Below are 17,098 nucleotides of genomic sequence, written 5' to 3'. Positions count from 1 at the left end.
CCAGTCTAAGGGGCATAGCCGACATCTTCCTGCCCATGCACACCTCCACTCATGGGTGTAGGTCGCTTCCTTGCGAAAGCGACCTACACATATGACGAGGAATCAACGCACCTTATCGGCGGACGCCAATACCATCAGTGCCATCACCATTCCAGTCACCCATGAACATCTCATCACCCGAACGCCCATACGCCACCGTCTTATCAGCCGTACCACCATGCAACGACGTCGTCAGATACACACTCGTACCCCGACGCAACGCAAACGAATCACCCTTACCCGACCCAAACGAGCCAACAAGAACCTCATCCGTAGCACGACCAAAAATGAACGTCTTATTAGCCGTACCACCACTCAACGAATTCTTGACATGGAACGTGGCATCACGACGAATCGAAATCGTGTCCTTACCATCCCCATTCCAATCACCCACGAACACCGCATCAGTGGAACGACCATAACCAAACGAAACATCCGTACTACCCGAACTCAAAGAATTCGACAAATAGAAGGCCGAACCACGCCGAACACCCAACGTATCCTTGCCATCCCCATTCCAATCACCCACAAGAACCTCATCAGAAGCATTGCCAAACACCACCGAAAAAACAGGAGCAGACCCCGGACGCACCTCATCAGTAAACGCATACGTGTTCCCACGCCTCAACGCCACCGTGTCCTTACCATCCCCATTCCAATCACCCACAAGAACCTCATCAGAAGCCACACCCCACGAAAACACCGATCCAGCATCCCCAGAAATCCCATCATTCAGATAGAACACCGTCCCAACAGACCCAGCCGGACTCGTCGGAGTAGAAGTAGGCGACGTCGTCGTCGGAGTAGGAGTAGGAGTAGGCGACGTCGTCGTCGGAGTAGGAGTAGGAGTAGGCGACGTCGTCGTCGGAGTAGGAGTAGGAGTAGGAGTAGGCGACGTCGTCGTCGGAGTAGGAGTAGGAGTAGGCGACGTCGTCGTCGGAGTAGGAGTAGGCGACGTCGACGGATCCGGAGTCGGGGTCGAATCAGCAATAAAACCCTTCTTGGAAACCAACTGCATCTCAACAGCCTCAACACGCTTAGACTGACCCGTCACACCAGCAGTCGCACCATTCTTCACCCAGCTCGACCAACCATACGTCTGCTGATACACCCGATACTGAATGTCATACGTAGAAGACACCCCACCCGACAACTTCAACCGAATAGCCTCAATAGCCTTAGACTGACCCGTCGTACCAATCACAGCACCCTGCGACTTGTACCCCTGCCACCCAATAGACGCAACATGCGCCTCAGACAACACCGAACCAGCCACCGTCTTACCATCAGCACCAGGCAACAACCGAACCTTCATCGCCTCCACACGCTTAGACTGACCAGTCGTACCCTGCATCAAACCACCAGTCACAGTAGGCATCCACCCCTTGGACTGAGCATGCACGTCATACGACAACACCGGACGCGACGAACCCCCATACACACCATCAAGATACGAAACACGACTCGACACCCAACTCTTCAAATACGAAACCTCGCCAGAATAGGTACTCGCCCACACCCTGTCATGGTTGAAGAGCAATGAAGCTTTGCCGAGCACCGGCCACGTCGTGAAGTTGGCGGCAGCCGACTTGCTGATAGCCGATGAAGTAGTGGAGATGGAAGCGATCGTCGAGGTTATTCCCGCATGTCCAATGCTGGAGTAGTAGGAGTTGACGAGGCGGGCAAACTCCGGATTGCGGAAGAACTGGTAATACCAATCATTGCCAGACTTGCGGAGCCATTTGACGTTGTTCGTGTAGTTAGCGGTGGCGTCGGCACCCAACTCCTTGGTTGAAAACGCTCCGAGCGCCGAATCAAAGTCCCATGCCGGCCCCATATGAAGCTTGTCGTCTACACCATCCTTATAGAAGAACACGGAGGAAGAGCCAACTTCAGGGTTCGCCGTGAACTCCGTCAAGATGAAGTACTTGGCGAACGAATCCACATCCACAAGCTCCGAAATCTTCGACCAGTCCGGAGAAGACGCATACAACAACTTGTCCAACGCATTGATATCAGCCTGGATATCAACCCAACCGGCATCACCTGAGGCGTTGCCACCATCCACGGTCAAGTCATTGACCTGCTCCTTGATCGCGAAGACTGTGCCGCTGGTTGCCGACTTGAAGTAGTGGGGCTCAGCCATGCCGTAGCTGTTGTCCAACTCGACAACGATTCCGGACTCATTCTTCAAATTGAGACGAGTCTTGGAGATCTCGATCTTCTCCGTGAGTTGATAGTTACCCACATATGCGCCGTTCACATACAGATCAACATATCGCGACTCTTGAGGAGCGGCGGAAAGGCCTACATAGTTGCCAACGCCAAAAGCCACTGTGTTTCGAAGCAATGATGCATCCGCGTGATTCGCAAGCAGAATCCACGTCTTACTTGATTCCATACCAAGCAGTGACGCCGCCTTCGATAGCTTGATCTGGTAAGGCTTCTTGTCAAGCTTCCATGTGTAGTTGCCCCGGCCCTTGATCTCAACACCGGTGTATGTAGTATCCGCATAGGTACCCGTCGGATCCGTCAAGTATGCAGCCGAGTCCTTGTGCTTTACGTCTTTGTCACTGTTCACTTGGCTGAGAGTCACACCATCAGGCAACGTAATACTCAACGCCGGAATCCCATTGACCGCATCCACCTTGACAGGCGAAGCATTTGTCGTGACGGGCGCAGCATCCGTCGTGGCAGGATTCAGGGATGAATCTGCGGACTCTGACACCTCGGAGGAGGTCGAATCGGTAGATCCTTGGACAGTTGGTGCTGGAGCGCTTTCGTTAGGGACCGCATCAATATCTGTCGTATCGGTCGAAACCGACGATGCACTTGGTGTGGGCGTGACGTTGTCGGCCGCAACGGGAGCCGCGCCAGCTACCAGCAACCCGGCAGCAAGCACGCACGCCAGTACTGACGATCGCGACCCCGAAGCGAATCCAGATCTACGACCCGAGCTCATTTGCGTGACTCTCATATTCTCTAACCTTTTCCATAGGCGCAATAGCCGGACACCAACTTCGGACCAGTCGGTGAGCTATCGCAGCACTTGTCAGGCGGAAGACTGCGTTGCCAAGCGCCCGACGAGCCGATTATTTACCTTACAACCACGCGAAGCAATCTTTTTCTTTCGCTCAACGCGCCTTCACGTCAACCCGTCAAGTCAGATCTTGTTCCCTGAGTACATTCCTGTGTCGAAGGACCTATCTCAGGAACTCTGGGCTGATTGTGTATCGCCAAATTGAGACATATCCGGTCTATACACACGCATAGATCGATAGAGATAGCTTCAGATTATTCTCAAGAACCGGCGATAATGCGTGTTGGCCCGGATTGTCGGCCCGGCCCAACACGCATCACAAGGACGCACCTTATCGGCGGACGCCAATACCATCAGTGCCATCACCATTCCAGTCACCCATGAACATCTCATCACCCGAACGCCCATACGCCACCGTCTTATCAGCCGTACCACCATGCAACGACGTCGTCAGATACACACTCGTACCCCGACGCAACGCAAACGAATCACCCTTACCCGACCCAAACGAGCCAACAAGAACCTCATCCGTAGCACGACCAAAAATGAACGTCTTATTAGCCGTACCACCACTCAACGAATTCTTGACATGGAACGTGGCATCACGACGAATCGAAATCGTGTCCTTACCATCCCCATTCCAATCACCCACGAACACCGCATCAGTGGAACGACCATAACCAAACGAAACATCCGTACTACCCGAACTCAAAGAATTCGACAAATAGAAGGCCGAACCACGCCGAACACCCAACGTATCCTTGCCATCCCCATTCCAATCACCCACAAGAACCTCATCAGAAGCATTGCCAAACACCACCGAAAAAACAGGAGCAGACCCCGGACGCACCTCATCAGTAAACGCATACGTGTTCCCACGCCTCAACGCCACCGTGTCCTTACCATCCCCATTCCAATCACCCACAAGAACCTCATCAGAAGCCACACCCCACGAAAACACCGATCCAGCATCCCCAGAAATCCCATCATTCAGATAGAACACCGTCCCAACAGACCCAGCCGGACTCGTCGGAGTAGAAGTAGGCGACGTCGTCGTCGGAGTAGGAGTAGGAGTAGGCGACGTCGTCGTCGGAGTAGGAGTAGGAGTAGGCGACGTCGTCGTCGGAGTAGGAGTAGGAGTAGGAGTAGGCGACGTCGTCGTCGGAGTAGGAGTAGGAGTAGGCGACGTCGACGGATCCGGAGTCGGGGTCGAATCAGCAATAAAACCCTTCTTGGAAACCAACTGCATCTCAACAGCCTCAACACGCTTAGACTGACCCGTCACACCAGCAGTCGCACCATTCTTCACCCAGCTCGACCAACCATACGTCTGCTGATACACCCGATACTGAATGTCATACGTAGAAGACACCCCACCCGACAACTTCAACCGAATAGCCTCAATAGCCTTAGACTGACCCGTCGTACCAATCACAGCACCCTGCGACTTGTACCCCTGCCACCCAATAGACGCAACATGCGCCTCAGACAACACCGAACCAGCCACCGTCTTACCATCAGCACCAGGCAACAACCGAACCTTCATCGCCTCCACACGCTTAGACTGACCAGTCGTACCCTGCATCAAACCACCAGTCACAGTAGGCATCCACCCCTTGGACTGAGCATGCACGTCATACGACAACACCGGACGCGACGAACCCCCATACACACCATCAAGATACGAAACACGACTCGACGCCCAACTCTTCAAATACGAAACCTCGCCAGAATAGGTGGACTTGTAGGTGCGCTGATAGAAGGGATATAGCGCCTTTCCACCGAGGATTGGCCACTTCTTGAAGTTTGCGGCAGCGGCGGTATTGAGGCTGGCAGCAACTGTGTCCATTTCAGTAATGGAACTCGTGAGTGCTTCGTGGCCCAGCAAGCTGTAGTAGTAGTTGACGAGGCGGGCAAACTCCGGATTGCGGAACCACTGGTAATACCAATCATTGCCCTCATCGCGAATCCACTCGGTGTTCTTGACATAGTTGGTGGTCGTGACGCCGCCTCGGTCAACAGTGGTGAAGTTGCCCATTGCGCCGTCATAATCCCATGCCGGCCCCATATGAAGCTTGTCGTCTACACCATCCTTATAGAAGAACACCGAGCCATTGACGACTTCAAAGTTCTCTGTGTATTCGGCAAGAATGAAGTACTTGGCGAACGAATCCACATCCACAAGGTCCGAAATCTTCGACCAGTCCGGAGAAGACGCATACAACAACTTGTCCAACGCATTGATATCAGCCTGAATATCAGCCCAACCGACTTCGGCCTCGCCGCTGCCACCATCCTCTAAAAGGTCAGTCTTCTGATCCTTCAACGTGAAGTAAGTGCCCGATGTGGTGGACTTGAAGTAGTGCGCCTCTTCCGCGTAATAGTTGTTGTCCAACTCGACCAAGACGGCATTTGGATTGTCAATTGCAACCCTGTCATCTTTGATTTCAACCTTTTCGGTGAGCTGGTACGTACCTAGATAGGTGCCGTTGATCGTCAGATCCACGTAACGAGACTCGTGGGGAGTGCCAGCGAGCTCGAGCTTGTTTGCTGCATAGAACGCGGTGTAGTTACGCAAGAATGACGGATCTGGTGCGTTCGCCAGCAGGATCCATGTCTTGTTAGAGTCCATACCAAGCAGTGATGCTTTCTTCGATAGCTTGATCTGGTAGGGCTTCTTGTTCAAGGTCCACGTGTAGTTGCCGCGGCCCTTGATTTCAACACCGGTGTATGTAGTATCCGCATAGGTACCCGTCGGATCCGTCAAGTATGCAGCCGAACCTTGGTACTTTGTGTTCTTGTCACTGTTCAGCTGACTGAGAGTCACACCATCAGGCAACGTAATACTCAACGCCGGAATCCCATTGACCGCATCCACCTTGACCGCATTGCCGTCCGCAGTACCCTTCACCACTGCGTCCGAACTCGCAGAACCGGAGGCTGGGGCATTGATGTCACCGCTGCCATCCGAAACCGTTGAAGGGACCGAACTCGGGTCCGTTGGCTGCGTATTCTCCGGATCAGGTGACTCCGTCTGTTCATCGGCAACCGCGGCGGTACTCGAGGTTGTATCGGTGGCCGTGGGCGACGTTTCGGTTGTGCCCGTTATGGCCGAATCCGGATCCACATCCTCGGCTAATGCCATGCCGCCGCTTCCCACGGTCAATCCCACTGCCACGAGCGATGCAACTGCGGTGGTCAGCCATCTCTGCCGGCGTGATGCGTGACGACCATTTGTTCGCGATTTCGGGATCGTGAGATCTTGGTGAGCGGTACTCATAGTTCAATCCTCTGAGCTAGGTGCAGAATCCTTGCCCCCAACATCGGACTTGCTAGGAGGATCCAAACAATTTGCCACATGGACCCACGTCATCGTGATCCACTCGACACGAGGATTATCCGTCGATCAGAGAGTGAATTCAACCCATTTCATCCCAGTCAACCCAAAAATGCCGCCCTGCCACGCAAGTTGCTATCACCCAGATCTCGCGATGATCAGGCAATACGTCAGCAATCGAGGCGCCACAGGACTGTCTATCTGGAAAGATTTCCTTCTACTGGTTTCCCGAGTTTCCCGACGCCGGCGCATCGGTTTCAGTTGTTGTTGACGGCTCACTCGGCTCAGTACTCGTTGATGGAGTACTCGGTTCCTCACTCGGTTCTGTGGTGGTTTCAGGTACCACGGGCGTTGCCGTATCCTCCGGCGCCGGGATGCTTGGATCGGAACTGCCAACACTCTCGCTCGGAGTGGGCGACTGCGTAACAGTGGCATCGTCTTCCTGTGGCAACACATCTGGAAGGGAGTTCAAAGCGTTGTCCCAAACATGGAGCACATAAGCGTAACTGGCAGGGAATATACCTATTCCCTCCCCATCAACTTGATTCACCTTCTCAATGAACAGATCCAGGCGTCCTGTGCGCTGCCACAGCGCCACATCAAAGGAAGGTTCCCACAGCCCTACCGCCGTCGTCGTCAAATCAACTGTGGACCACTGACCACTGCCAACACGCGAGTTCGCGAGCACAACACGACTGCCAAGATCCACATCACGCAAGATGAGATGGACTACCGCGTTCGATCCGGAGCCCGCCACAAGGATCTGGGGGCGTGCGATCGGAAGAGCCTTGCTTCCTGAACCTGACAAGGAGAAAGGCGACGTCCTAAGTCCCGTATTCTCCACAGTCCAGTGGGCGTCAGAGAGGTAAGCAACCATATACTGCACGACTGGCGAGTCCTTAGGCTTCCAGTAACTAACGATGTAGGGCTGGTCATCAGAGTCAATCGTCATTGACGTCTGGTTCATCAGCTCACTGCCCTGACTGATCGTTTGAGCGATTTCAGCATTGGCCTTAGTGATAGGCAGCGTGTAGGCCTGTCCCTGCGAGGTCTCCCACGAAGTCCCTGTCGCATCAGTTGACCTCGCGTACATCAGGTCATGGTTGGTCTCAACCATCCCGGTGGCGCGCCACACCCAGCTGATTTGCAGGCGGTCCTGCGAGTCCACCACGGCTTGCCAGTATGGCGAAACGCCACTTCCGCTTCCGTCAATAAGCTTGCTCGAAACCTGTGTCCAAGCCGAAGCGGCCGTGCTGTAATGGTCGATGACCATGTTGCCGTTGCCTGATGATCCGAACCGGTAGACGAAGAAGAGGTCTCCGTTGCTCTGTGGATAGAACTCGGGATAGGTGACTTGGGCTTCATTCGTCCCGGTCAACGGAGTGATCTTCCCGAGGTTCAACGACCACGGTTCTGTGGACTTCGCGTACTGCATCGAAGCTACATGCATGCCCCAAGCGACGTGCAAGTATCCGTCACCATCCACCGCAATGGAGATCGAGTTGTGCGCATCAGTGACCGTACCGGTGTACTGAGTGGTGACCACTTGCCAGGCCTCGCCAGTTGTGACATTGCGCCGAGCAAGCATCAGTTGGCCCTGCGCGCCATAGTAAGCAGCAGTCTGAATCTCATCCGTTCCGCGGTATTGAGTGACGATTGATGAATGGCGGAAAGCCGTAGCGTTCACGGAGTTCGATGCCCAAGCTTCCCCCAGCGCGTCGGCCTCACCGTTAGCAAATGTCAAGGTAGCCGCGGCCTCGCTCGAAACGTAGTCGCCAACATTCGCCGGTGCCTTCATTGTGAGCTTTTGGTTCCACTCATCGGTGGCAGAATCGGCGCTACCGGAGGAACCGGTTGGCTTGGTGGATCGCCTTACCGCCACCGTGTCACCGTTTTTTCCATCCCAATCACCTACAAGCGTGTAATCGGAGACCCTTCCGTAGATAATTCGGAAATCGGCTTCGCCACCGCTAATCGTGTTCTTGCCAAGGTACGCATTGCCGCGTCGCATTATTATGGTGTCGATACCGTCCGCATCCCAGTCACCTGAATAGATTTCGTCGGTCGGTTTTCCATATGGCACAGTACGGTCAGCTTGACCGCCATGTAGCGAATCGAAAAAGTAGAACCTAGCTGAGCGCCGGACCGCGAAGGTATCGACGCCGTCGCCGTCCCAATCGCCAACTGTCACTTGGTCGCCAACACGGCCGAGGGCGAACCGATCATCGGCTTGGCCTCCCGCAATCGAATTCTTGACGTAATAGATATTTCCTCGGCGTACTGCCAAAGTATCGACGCCGTCGCCATCCCAATCACCAACGAGCACCGTTGTCCGTGGACCGGCCATAGTAAATGACCTTGTCCGCAGCACCACCAGAGATTGAGTTCTTGATGTGGTACGCATTACCGCGGCGTACAGCCAAGGTATCGACGCCGTCGCCATCCCAATCACCAACGAGCACAGTATCGGACGCTTTGCCGTAGACAACTACGGAATCGGCTTGACCACCATTCAACGTGTTGGAGAAATAGTAGTAGTTTCCGATCGACGACGCCGGCGCAGCGTTCGCAGGGCCGGCCCCACTCCAGGAACCACTGCTATCAGAACCAGAAGCACAACGAACGTGACTATACGGACGGGGAAGGTGAGACTCAGTCTGGATATGACTTTTCTTTGATGCTGTTTCATGGAACATGCGCTGCCTTGGTGAGGTGAAACTGCGTTGTGTTTGCCAGCAGAAGAGCAAATACATCGAGGACTCCCCACGCACCCGCCAGAGCCCGCATACCCTTGCTGCCTTCCGGCCCTGGGGGAGTTTTGCGAGATGACGCCACGTGGGGAGCCGCTTCAAGCATACGTTAGATGGAGCTACCGCGCACAATCGGTCAGCTCCCATACGATGATCAGACTCGCCAACAACAACACAATTCCCTACAGTATAAGTATGGAAATAGCAGGATTGACGGTTGTTGGAATGGGTACCGCCGAATGGGTCAACGCACTGGACAACACTGAACTTCTGGCAGAGCCAGTGGCAGAACAACTGCGGAACCTTGCCACCTTGGAACCTACATTGGTCTCTCAAGCTCTGGTTTCGGCAATCGACCCGCAGTTCGCTGACACCGAGGCAATGACCGAGCACTACGCAATGGACCTCAATCTTTCCTGCAACTGCGTTCTCGTAGCGGGCAAGCGCGAGGGTGAAGAGCGAGTTGCGGCGGCCGTAGTCCGCGCAACAACGAAGGCCGACGTCAACCACACCATCAAGAAGATTCTCAACGTTCGCAAATGCTCGTTCTGGCCCCAAGACAAAGCTGTGGAAGCTTCAGGAATGGAGTATGGCGGGATCACACCTGTGGGCGTGCCAGAAGCTTGGAATCTGCTCATCGACGCACGAGTGGCTGAAGGCTATTGCGTGGTTGGTTCCGGCTTGCGCCGCTCTAAACTGGCACTTCCAGGTGCGCTCTTGGCGGCGCTGCCGGGCGCCCAAGTTATCGAGGGCCTCGCCACCGAATAGCAAGAAAAGCGTGGCCTGTCTCTCATCGGCCCGGATTCGCACTCGAACTGAGATTCAGCTAAGCTAAACGGGCGCGTCACCGCGCGAGGAGGATTCGCCTAGTGGCCTATGGCGCACGCTTGGAAAGCGTGTTGGGTGCAAGCCCTCGGGGGTTCGAATCCCCCATCCTCCGCGATGTCATGTCTCGCGTCATCGTTCAGGCGATGGCGCGAGATTTTCTTGTTTTTGGCGCGGGCATGTGTCGCGTCATCGTTCACTTTTTTGGGTGGGTGTCTCGGGTCATCGTTCACTTTTTCGGCTGGTAGTTCTTGGTGGAGTCGATGGCGTGTTCGGCGATGATTTCTCCGGTGTTGCGGTCGATGGCCATGGTATTGGGGCCGTGGATGAGGAGGAGGAGGCGTGAGCCGATGTGGGCTCTGCCGATGCCGAGGTGTCGGAGTTTGCCGGCGTAGCGCAGGGTGATTTTGCCGTCTTTGTCGACGCGGTCGTAGCGGACGCGCCAGAAGGTGTGGCCTATTTCTTTGGTGGGTTCGGCTTTGATTGTTGCCGTGTAGACCTGGGCTGGGGTGCGTCTGCCGAGCGCTCGGTGAGGGCGTTGGGTGTTGTAGATATCAGTGAACTGGGCGAGCTGGGTATTGAGTTCGTCTAGGTTGCGTGCGCGGGGTTGTGCGCTTAGCCAGTGTTTGAGAGTTTGGTGGTAGCGTTCGATTTTGCCTTGGGTAGTGGGGTGGTTCGCGGCGCCGTTCTTCTGGGTGATGCCCATGTCGGCGAGGAGTTGTTCGAATCCGTTGGGTTGACGAGGCTGGCCGTCATTGCCGCGGGCGAATCGGGTGGTGTAGACCATGCCGTTATCGGTCAGGGTTGATGCAGGCGGTCCGTAGATATCCATGGTGGTGGTGAAGGTATCGGTGACGATGGAGCCGGTGATGCGTGCGTAGGCGGTGGCATGTAGGAGGAGGCGGGAGTGGTCATCGAGCCAGGAGATGATCTCGGTGTCGGTGCCATCTTCTAGGGTCCAATGGGTGAAGTCGGATTGCCAGGTTTCGTTGGGGGCTGCGGCTTCGAATCGGTGCCAGGAGGAGCGGGGACGTTTGTGGGGTTGCGGGGTGATCTTGTCGTGGCGTGTAAGGATGCGCCAGATCGTTGCTGGGGAGGGTCGGGTCTCGGTGTCTAGTCGGTCCCAGATGGATTCCGCTCCGGCGTCTAGGCCTGCGGTGGTCAGGTCCTCACGCAGGGTGAGGATGGCCTCTACCGTGGTGGGATCGGTGGCGTTGGGGTTGGTATGGGGGCGGCGTGAGCGTGGGTCAACAGCGTCAATCCCGCCGGCTTTGTAGCGGGCTAGGAGTGTGTAAATCCAGCGTTGTGAGACGTTGAAGCGTGTGGCTGCTTCAGCTACGCTCAGGCCGCCTTCGGCGATGGAGAGGATAATGACGCGGTTCTGGTTCGAGGTGTTCATGTGTGAATAATGACGCGAGACACCTCATGAACGATGACGTGCCACAGTTAGTGAACGATCTCATGAGACATGCTGTGAACGATGACGTGCGACAGGGCTGAACGATGTCCTGAAATCACACACCCCATCCTCCGCGAGCGGACCCCGGGATCCTTGAGATTCCGGGGTTTTTCGTTGCTATGACGCGACTTTTCTTCCTCGGCTCCCCGCCTTGTCATTCCTCACAGCACCATCAAAGTGACGGTAACTCCCAAGACCCCAGCCAAAAGATAGACACACCCTATAGCGCTGCCCTCAGCGCGGCACCTGCCATGTTCGCCGCCCAACAGTCATCAGTGACCTGCAGACGCAACGGCTATCGGTGAACTGCAGATGCCAAGATATCTAGGCCAAGGCGCCTGGATATCCAGCGAGCCGCCAAAGTCCCTCGCACACTATTTCCCGCAGGGTCAAGCAGTGGCGAATAGCTTCCCAGCGCACCTTTGCCCGGCGAAACAGCGATGACTCCGCCCGCAATTCCGCTCTTGCCCGGCAACCCCACCCGCATGAGCCAAGATCCAGAGGTCTCATACATGCCTGCGATCGTCATCGCCGCGAGCGCCGCCCGAGCCTCCTCCCCGCCCACAACTTGTTGCTTGGTTATGGGGTTTGCCCCGCCATCAGCAAGAGTGGCCGCCATAACTGCAAGGTCAAGCGCAGTGACACTCAAACAGCTCTGCCGGGTATAGAGCTCGATCGCGTCATTCGTATCGCCAACGATTCGCCCTAGACCAGCCAGAAGATTGCCCAGCCCCCGATTTCTGAAGTTGGTGGTCCTCGCAGATTCGAGAACATCGTGGTCCAACTCGAGCTCCCGACCAGCGAAGGCAGAGAGGCGTTCCACGATGAACGCCCACCTATCCTCGAGGGACTCATTAGGGATCGTACGGGCCGACGTGCTTCCAGAAATGAGACTTGCAGTGGCGATAGCGCCAGCGTTGACCATCGGATTTGTTCGGCCACCGTTTCTCTCAACTGCTGCGGCCGAATTAAACGGCAAGCCTGTGGCGTCCATGCCAACTTCGTCGCACACGTATTCGACCCCGTGAGTTTCACATGCCAGCGCAAAAACAAACGGTTTGGCAACACTCATGAGTGCGAAGGAAACATCGTCATCTCCTTCAACAAACGAATGTCCCTCCACATCTACCAATGCCAAACCAAAGTGTGCGGGATCGCTCCGTGAGAGTTCCGGGTATACCTGCGAGATGTCACCGTCATCCACTCCACGGAACTGCGCATAGGCTTCGTGAAGCACCTCCGCTACCGCGTCACCTCCGGGAAGAGCCCCGTTCATCACCAGCCGCGATTCAGAGTGTGCGGCCTCATTTGATTGCTGCATGGCTTCAACCCCCAAGATCTCACGCACGTGCGTGGTTCGTTCCTTCAGCATAGTTGCCCGATCGCCACCCGCTTGCAGTGCTGACCTATCCAGAGACCAGCCGAAGTAACGCTCACCCGGTTCCAGCTCTCGCTCAGGCGAATCAGACAGGCAGGACCCGTTACCGTCCTGCGTGAGAGGGGCCCCGATCAGCCGTTATCGTGATCGCCGTCCTCATCAGATGGATCAGTACCCGAGTTCTCCTGCTCCTGAGCCGCCTGCTCCTCTGCCTCGCGTGATGCCTCGGCCTCAGCCGCTTCCTGCGCTGCTCGCTCGGCAGCCTCTCGTTCGGCACGCGCTGCCGCGTCAGCCGCTTTCTTCTGATCCACAGCTGTGGTGACAGCAGATGAAGCGCTTTGAAGCGGAGCGATGGCATCTCGAATTGACGACGACGCTGTCTGGACATCCGCCACGTTTTCCGCCGTTGCAGCGCCCACCAGCGCGGCTGCACTGTCTAGTGCCGAACGCAACGTCTGCCGAACTCTTTCATCAGCCACAGCACCACGTGAATCCGTGTAGACCTGCTCACCCGAATCAATTGCCCGCTGCAGCGCGGACTTTGCATCATTGAGATCTTGGACCGCAGCGTTCAGTTCAGCTTCGGACACTCCATCAAGCAGCGCGGCAGCAGAATCAGCCAATTGTGTAACGGCATCCTCCAACGAAGCTCGGTCGGACTCGAGCTGCGCCACAACCGAACTATCTTGCATCACTCTGGCATCGGGCTCAGTCACAACATATGATGCGCCCACTTGATAGACGGAACCTGAAGCTAGCTGGTAGGTACCCGGCTCAGGAACATCTAGCCAGAAATCGGACGAGGTGGTGTTGATTGCAGCAGCGGCGCTGCTGGACGTCTGTTCGGTGGGCTCGGAGAACACGGCCCCATTCCGAGACAGGATCGCGGAGACTTGCTTGTCAACGGCAACAAGTGCATCCTGGAGCCTCGTCACCAAGGCCGCATCAACACCTGTGGAGGCCGAAGCTGTGAGAACTGTCGTTGCGTAGGAAGACGTACCCGACGCCACGCCCAAACTGACTGCCATAGACGCGGCGGCTGCGTCCCACGTCGCCTCACGCTGCCTGTTGTTGTGGGAGACCAACACCATGACCAACGCGACCACCACTGCCACCGCCACAAACGCCGCGATCCCCACAAACCACTTTTGCTTGTGAACTGGTTCGGAACCGGACTCGTCTAACGAAACGTATGGTTGGCCGACGTCGTCGCCAAATCCGTCAAATATCGACGTCGCTTCGGCGCCGTCGCGGGCGTCATCGTTTGACGTGGTGAGGCCTAACTCCATACGGCTGCCTACTTCTAACGGGTTTTCGTCAGAAACGAAAATGCGTGGATCGTGGTGTGCATGAGCGTGCCGCGTTCGATCTGCCGAACGTGGTACACATCAGTCAGATTCGAATGAAGGCAACACAACTCACTCCCCCATTGTGACCAAAGCGAGACGATGTTGCCACAGCTTCTTCCGAACAACCTCAAATCCGCCGCTCGCAGCGCCAAAGAGATCAGCATCCGGACGATTTTGACCCGAGTAGGTTCCACGCCACGCAGTCCATTCATGCAGATTGCAGTTAGCTCGGCTACCGTTAGACCTGTGAATGACGGCAAGGTTTCAGCTCGCGCCGATTATCGGCGCCGCATCCAGCAACGGCAGACAGTCATCTTTGGCACCATCGCTGCCCTGATGGCGGTACTGCTGCTGTTTGCCATGCTCTTCTGGACCAACATCGTGCCATTCCCCTTTGATCGTGAGTTCAGCGCGGAAGTGGACTCGAACACGGTGGTTACGCCCTGCATCGCTGATGGCACGGCTGTTACGGACCTCTCCACCATCACCGCCAATGTGTACAACTCAACCAGCATCACGGGGATAGCGGCTGAAGCAGCAACCGCGCTTACGGGCCTCGGGGTGGCCGTGGGGACCACGGAAAACTGGAGCGGAGATCAGGCCCTTTCTGAGCCGGCACGCATCCAAGCAGGAAGCCAAGGAATCACAGCTGCCTATACCTTGGCCCAGTACATCCCAGACTCGATCATCCAGTACAACTCAGATCTGACGGGTGAAACGATCAACGTTATCCTCGGCACCAGTTGGAACGGCATTTCCTCAGCAGATTCTGTGGCTTCGGCAAACCCAGATGGAACTCTCAGCCCAGTGGCGGAGTGCACCACTCTTGAGGACTCGGCTGGCAACTGATCCCAGCTGCCAGCGCGTCCCGAGAAGGCGGCGTTGCTTAGAGAAAGCGAAGCTACCTAGTAACGGCTGAGCTACCTAGTAACGGCTGAGCTACCTAGTTTGCCAGTGCGATAGCCCAACGAGGCGTTGACCGTACTGGTGGCGGCCATAGGCCACCACAGTAGCTAGAGAACGCCTAGTAGCTATGGAGAACCTCTAGTAGCTATAGAGAACCTCGAAGAACTCCACAACTACTTCACCCTCAGGGTCAAACTCGAGCCCTTCGGCCGCGCACTCCGCACGGAAGAACTGTTCATGATCCAGCTTCCACTGTTCAAAGGTGCCTTCGCCCTCAGCCTCAGCCACATCGGGCCCAATGCCATGGAAGCCTAGTATCTTCACCTCAGTATCACGAATCAAGGCGCGGGGTGAACCAGATCCATCGCACACGATCGCCAACTCGCCAATTTCCGGAACTGGCTCCCCTAGCGCCTCATAGGTTGCCAACCAACCCGAGGTGGCGCGTTTGGTGCCGTCTATTACCAATTGGCAGAGCTTATCGGCCATATCCTTATTGCTACCGAAGCAGAAGGCTGCCGGACGCAATGAGGACGTATCGTCCATGCCCACAATCACTTCAAGCGGGTTGAACTTCGCAACATTCCGAGCTCTGATCCAGAATGCCTCAAGCTGGGCATCAACTGGTTCAACGGGTTCCCACGCAGCATCTGGCATCTGGGAATCAGTGGGATCATTCTGCATCTTTGGCTCCAAGCACTGAAGAGTGTGAACCTGCGGAGGGCTGCCCGCCGGTTGTGAGAGGTTCATTCAAGGAACCCTCTGCATCAGAGCGGGCATCAGATCCACGCCCGCTCAACCCCTCATTGTCTAGGGCAGCTTGGATCCACTGCGTCACGAGAATTCGGGTACCAGCGTTGATTGCTAGACCACTTCCCAGAACGGCTAGGAGCTTTCCGCTGGTCTTGCCCCATCGCTTCACACCGGCAGCGAAAGCGAGCGCTCCCAGCCCGGCCTGCAGGGAGGCCAGAGCTTCCATAGCTCGGGGGTTCTCCAGATAGAGCTTGCGATAGATCTTCCAGAAGCCTGGCTTGGCCCGGCCCTGGCCAGCCACCTCATAAGCCACACTGGATTGAAGGCGTTCAGGGAATGGTTTTGGTTCAAAGACCGTAGCACCGGGAACCAACCTCGCCTCGAGGAGGCCCTCAAGGCAGTCAGCGACCTCTGGAGCCAACCCCACAGCGTCGATGAAGGCACGCCCGGCATCCTCCGGAGAGCCCAACAGGCATGCGCGAAGTTTCTCCGGTTCGGTGCTGGGCAAGTCCGCGCAAATGCGGGTGACAAATGCACCAGCACCCAGCTGCGCCTCGGAAAGCTCTGCAGCTACATCAGATGATGCAACCCACTCCAGATTTGGGAGTTCGCCCTGCCAATTCCAGCTGCGGCGCATGGAGTCCTGACGTATGGAAAGCACCGGCCGATCCAAACCGGTTGGATCAGTGGAAAGCACGATCACGTACTCAGGCATCACCATGAGATTGCGTTGCGCCAACTCCACATCCGCAAGAATTGCATTGGCCTTATCCAGATCGAAAGCTGCGACCGGGCTTTCAATGGATGCCGCCAGAGTCGGCAACTGGGCGAACGAGACATCAGAGATCGCAAGCATCGGCCCTTCAAGGAATTCGGGAACCGGTCCTTCGATTCCTTCCTCATCGACTTCGGGCTCAACACGATCTGGAGTGCCGTCCAGGTCGTCCCATTCGACGTCGACTTCTCCCAAGTCGATGTTACCCCACGCGACTTGGCCATCAATATCGATCTGGACCTTGCGCAGCTCCTTGTCTAAGAGTTCCACAAGTTCGCTGAGGGAAGGACCCGGGACAACGTCGCCAGCTGCATCCAGCTGGGCCACCCGGCGCCGGCGCCCTGTAGCGGCCAGTTCAAGGCGGAAAGCCTCGTCCTGATCCTCACCACGGGCAATGATCTTGTGGCGAGCAAAGAAATCTTCAATGCTCTCCACGGTTGCGAGAGTTGGATCAAGTCTCACGATCTCGCCCTTGATCGGACGCCAG

Annotated in this window: 11 protein-coding genes, 1 tRNA gene and 1 other RNA gene; 3 read left to right on the top strand and 10 right to left on the bottom strand. The window is 56.0% G+C overall.

Going from position 1 to position 17,098, the window contains the following annotated elements; translation table 11 throughout:
- Positions 1–112 precede the first annotated feature (112 nt).
- The 5 genes from H2O17_RS01130 to ffs form a co-directional block, all read right to left on the bottom strand.
- Entirely contained in the window at positions 113–3,016 is a 2,904-nt protein-coding gene (locus H2O17_RS01130) for a CotH kinase family protein (RefSeq protein ID WP_182049960.1), read from the bottom strand.
- 394 nt (positions 3,017–3,410) lie between these two features.
- Complete coding sequence (locus H2O17_RS01125; RefSeq protein ID WP_182049959.1) at positions 3,411–6,359, bottom strand: CotH kinase family protein; 2,949 nt, start codon at positions 6,357–6,359, stop codon at positions 3,411–3,413.
- Between the two features lie 274 nt (positions 6,360–6,633).
- Complete coding sequence (locus H2O17_RS01120) at positions 6,634–8,763, bottom strand: BNR repeat-containing protein (RefSeq protein ID WP_182049958.1); 2,130 nt, start codon at positions 8,761–8,763, stop codon at positions 6,634–6,636.
- Complete coding sequence (locus tag H2O17_RS01115; protein WP_182049957.1) at positions 8,729–9,112, bottom strand: hypothetical protein; 384 nt, start codon at positions 9,110–9,112, stop codon at positions 8,729–8,731. Before H2O17_RS01115 ends, H2O17_RS01120 begins: the two co-directional genes overlap by 35 nt.
- A 55-nt stretch (positions 9,113–9,167) precedes the next feature.
- Positions 9,168–9,264: signal recognition particle sRNA small type (gene ffs, locus H2O17_RS01110), an RNA gene on the bottom strand.
- A gap of 103 nt (positions 9,265–9,367) precedes the next feature.
- Here ffs and H2O17_RS01105 point away from each other — a divergent pair.
- Both H2O17_RS01105 and H2O17_RS01100 read left to right on the top strand, forming a co-directional pair.
- A complete protein-coding gene (locus tag H2O17_RS01105; RefSeq protein WP_182050884.1) occupies positions 9,368–9,934 on the top strand; it encodes a YbaK/EbsC family protein in 567 nt (188 codons plus the stop codon).
- A gap of 87 nt (positions 9,935–10,021) precedes the next feature.
- Positions 10,022–10,106, top strand: a tRNA-Ser gene (locus H2O17_RS01100).
- A gap of 114 nt (positions 10,107–10,220) precedes the next feature.
- Here H2O17_RS01100 and H2O17_RS01095 read toward each other — a convergent pair.
- The 3 genes from H2O17_RS01095 to H2O17_RS01085 form a co-directional block, all read right to left on the bottom strand.
- Entirely contained in the window at positions 10,221–11,390 is a 1,170-nt protein-coding gene (locus H2O17_RS01095) for an IS481 family transposase (protein ID WP_182049956.1), read from the bottom strand.
- A 355-nt stretch (positions 11,391–11,745) separates the two neighbouring features.
- A complete protein-coding gene (gene glsA, locus H2O17_RS01090) occupies positions 11,746–12,798 on the bottom strand; it encodes a glutaminase A (protein ID WP_220456792.1) in 1,053 nt (350 codons plus the stop codon).
- Between the two features lie 161 nt (positions 12,799–12,959).
- Positions 12,960–14,117 carry a hypothetical protein gene (locus H2O17_RS01085; protein ID WP_182049955.1) on the bottom strand — a complete coding sequence of 386 codons (1,158 nt, stop codon included), beginning with the start codon at positions 14,115–14,117 and terminating at the stop codon, positions 12,960–12,962.
- Positions 14,118–14,276: 159 nt separating this feature from the next.
- On the opposite strand from H2O17_RS01085, the gene H2O17_RS01080 reads away from it, so the two are divergent.
- A complete protein-coding gene (locus tag H2O17_RS01080; protein WP_182049954.1) occupies positions 14,277–15,026 on the top strand; it encodes a LytR C-terminal domain-containing protein in 750 nt (249 codons plus the stop codon).
- Between the two features lie 195 nt (positions 15,027–15,221).
- Here the strand turns inward: H2O17_RS01080 and H2O17_RS01075 are convergent, their stop codons facing one another.
- Positions 15,222–15,767, bottom strand: a complete 546-nt coding sequence (locus H2O17_RS01075) for an ASCH domain-containing protein (RefSeq protein ID WP_182049953.1) — start codon at positions 15,765–15,767, stop codon at positions 15,222–15,224.
- Positions 15,757–17,073, bottom strand: a complete 1,317-nt coding sequence (locus H2O17_RS01070) for a hypothetical protein (RefSeq protein WP_182049952.1) — start codon at positions 17,071–17,073, stop codon at positions 15,757–15,759. Before H2O17_RS01070 ends, H2O17_RS01075 begins: the two co-directional genes overlap by 11 nt.
- Positions 17,074–17,098 lie beyond the last annotated feature (25 nt).

The organism is Changpingibacter yushuensis (assembly GCF_014041995.1).
Taxonomy (GTDB): Bacteria; Actinomycetota; Actinomycetes; order Actinomycetales; family Actinomycetaceae; genus Changpingibacter; species Changpingibacter yushuensis.
Note: the sequence above shows the minus strand (reverse complement) of the source record. Positions and strands in the feature narration are given on the sequence as shown.

Coding starts and splice junctions, on each gene's coding strand:
- H2O17_RS01130 (WP_182049960.1), bottom strand. CDS start 3,016: ATGAGAGTCACGCAAATGAGCTCGGGTCGTAGATCTGGATTCGCTTCG.
- H2O17_RS01125 (WP_182049959.1), bottom strand. CDS start 6,359: ATGAGTACCGCTCACCAAGATCTCACGATCCCGAAATCGCGAACAAAT.
- H2O17_RS01120 (WP_182049958.1), bottom strand. CDS start 8,763: ATGGCCGGTCCACGGACAACGGTGCTCGTTGGTGATTGGGATGGCGAC.
- H2O17_RS01115 (WP_182049957.1), bottom strand. CDS start 9,112: ATGTTCCATGAAACAGCATCAAAGAAAAGTCATATCCAGACTGAGTCT.
- H2O17_RS01095 (WP_182049956.1), bottom strand. CDS start 11,390: ATGAACACCTCGAACCAGAACCGCGTCATTATCCTCTCCATCGCCGAA.
- H2O17_RS01085 (WP_182049955.1), bottom strand. CDS start 14,117: ATGGAGTTAGGCCTCACCACGTCAAACGATGACGCCCGCGACGGCGCC.
- H2O17_RS01080 (WP_182049954.1), top strand. CDS start 14,277: ATGTTGCCACAGCTTCTTCCGAACAACCTCAAATCCGCCGCTCGCAGC.
- H2O17_RS01075 (WP_182049953.1), bottom strand. CDS start 15,767: ATGCAGAATGATCCCACTGATTCCCAGATGCCAGATGCTGCGTGGGAA.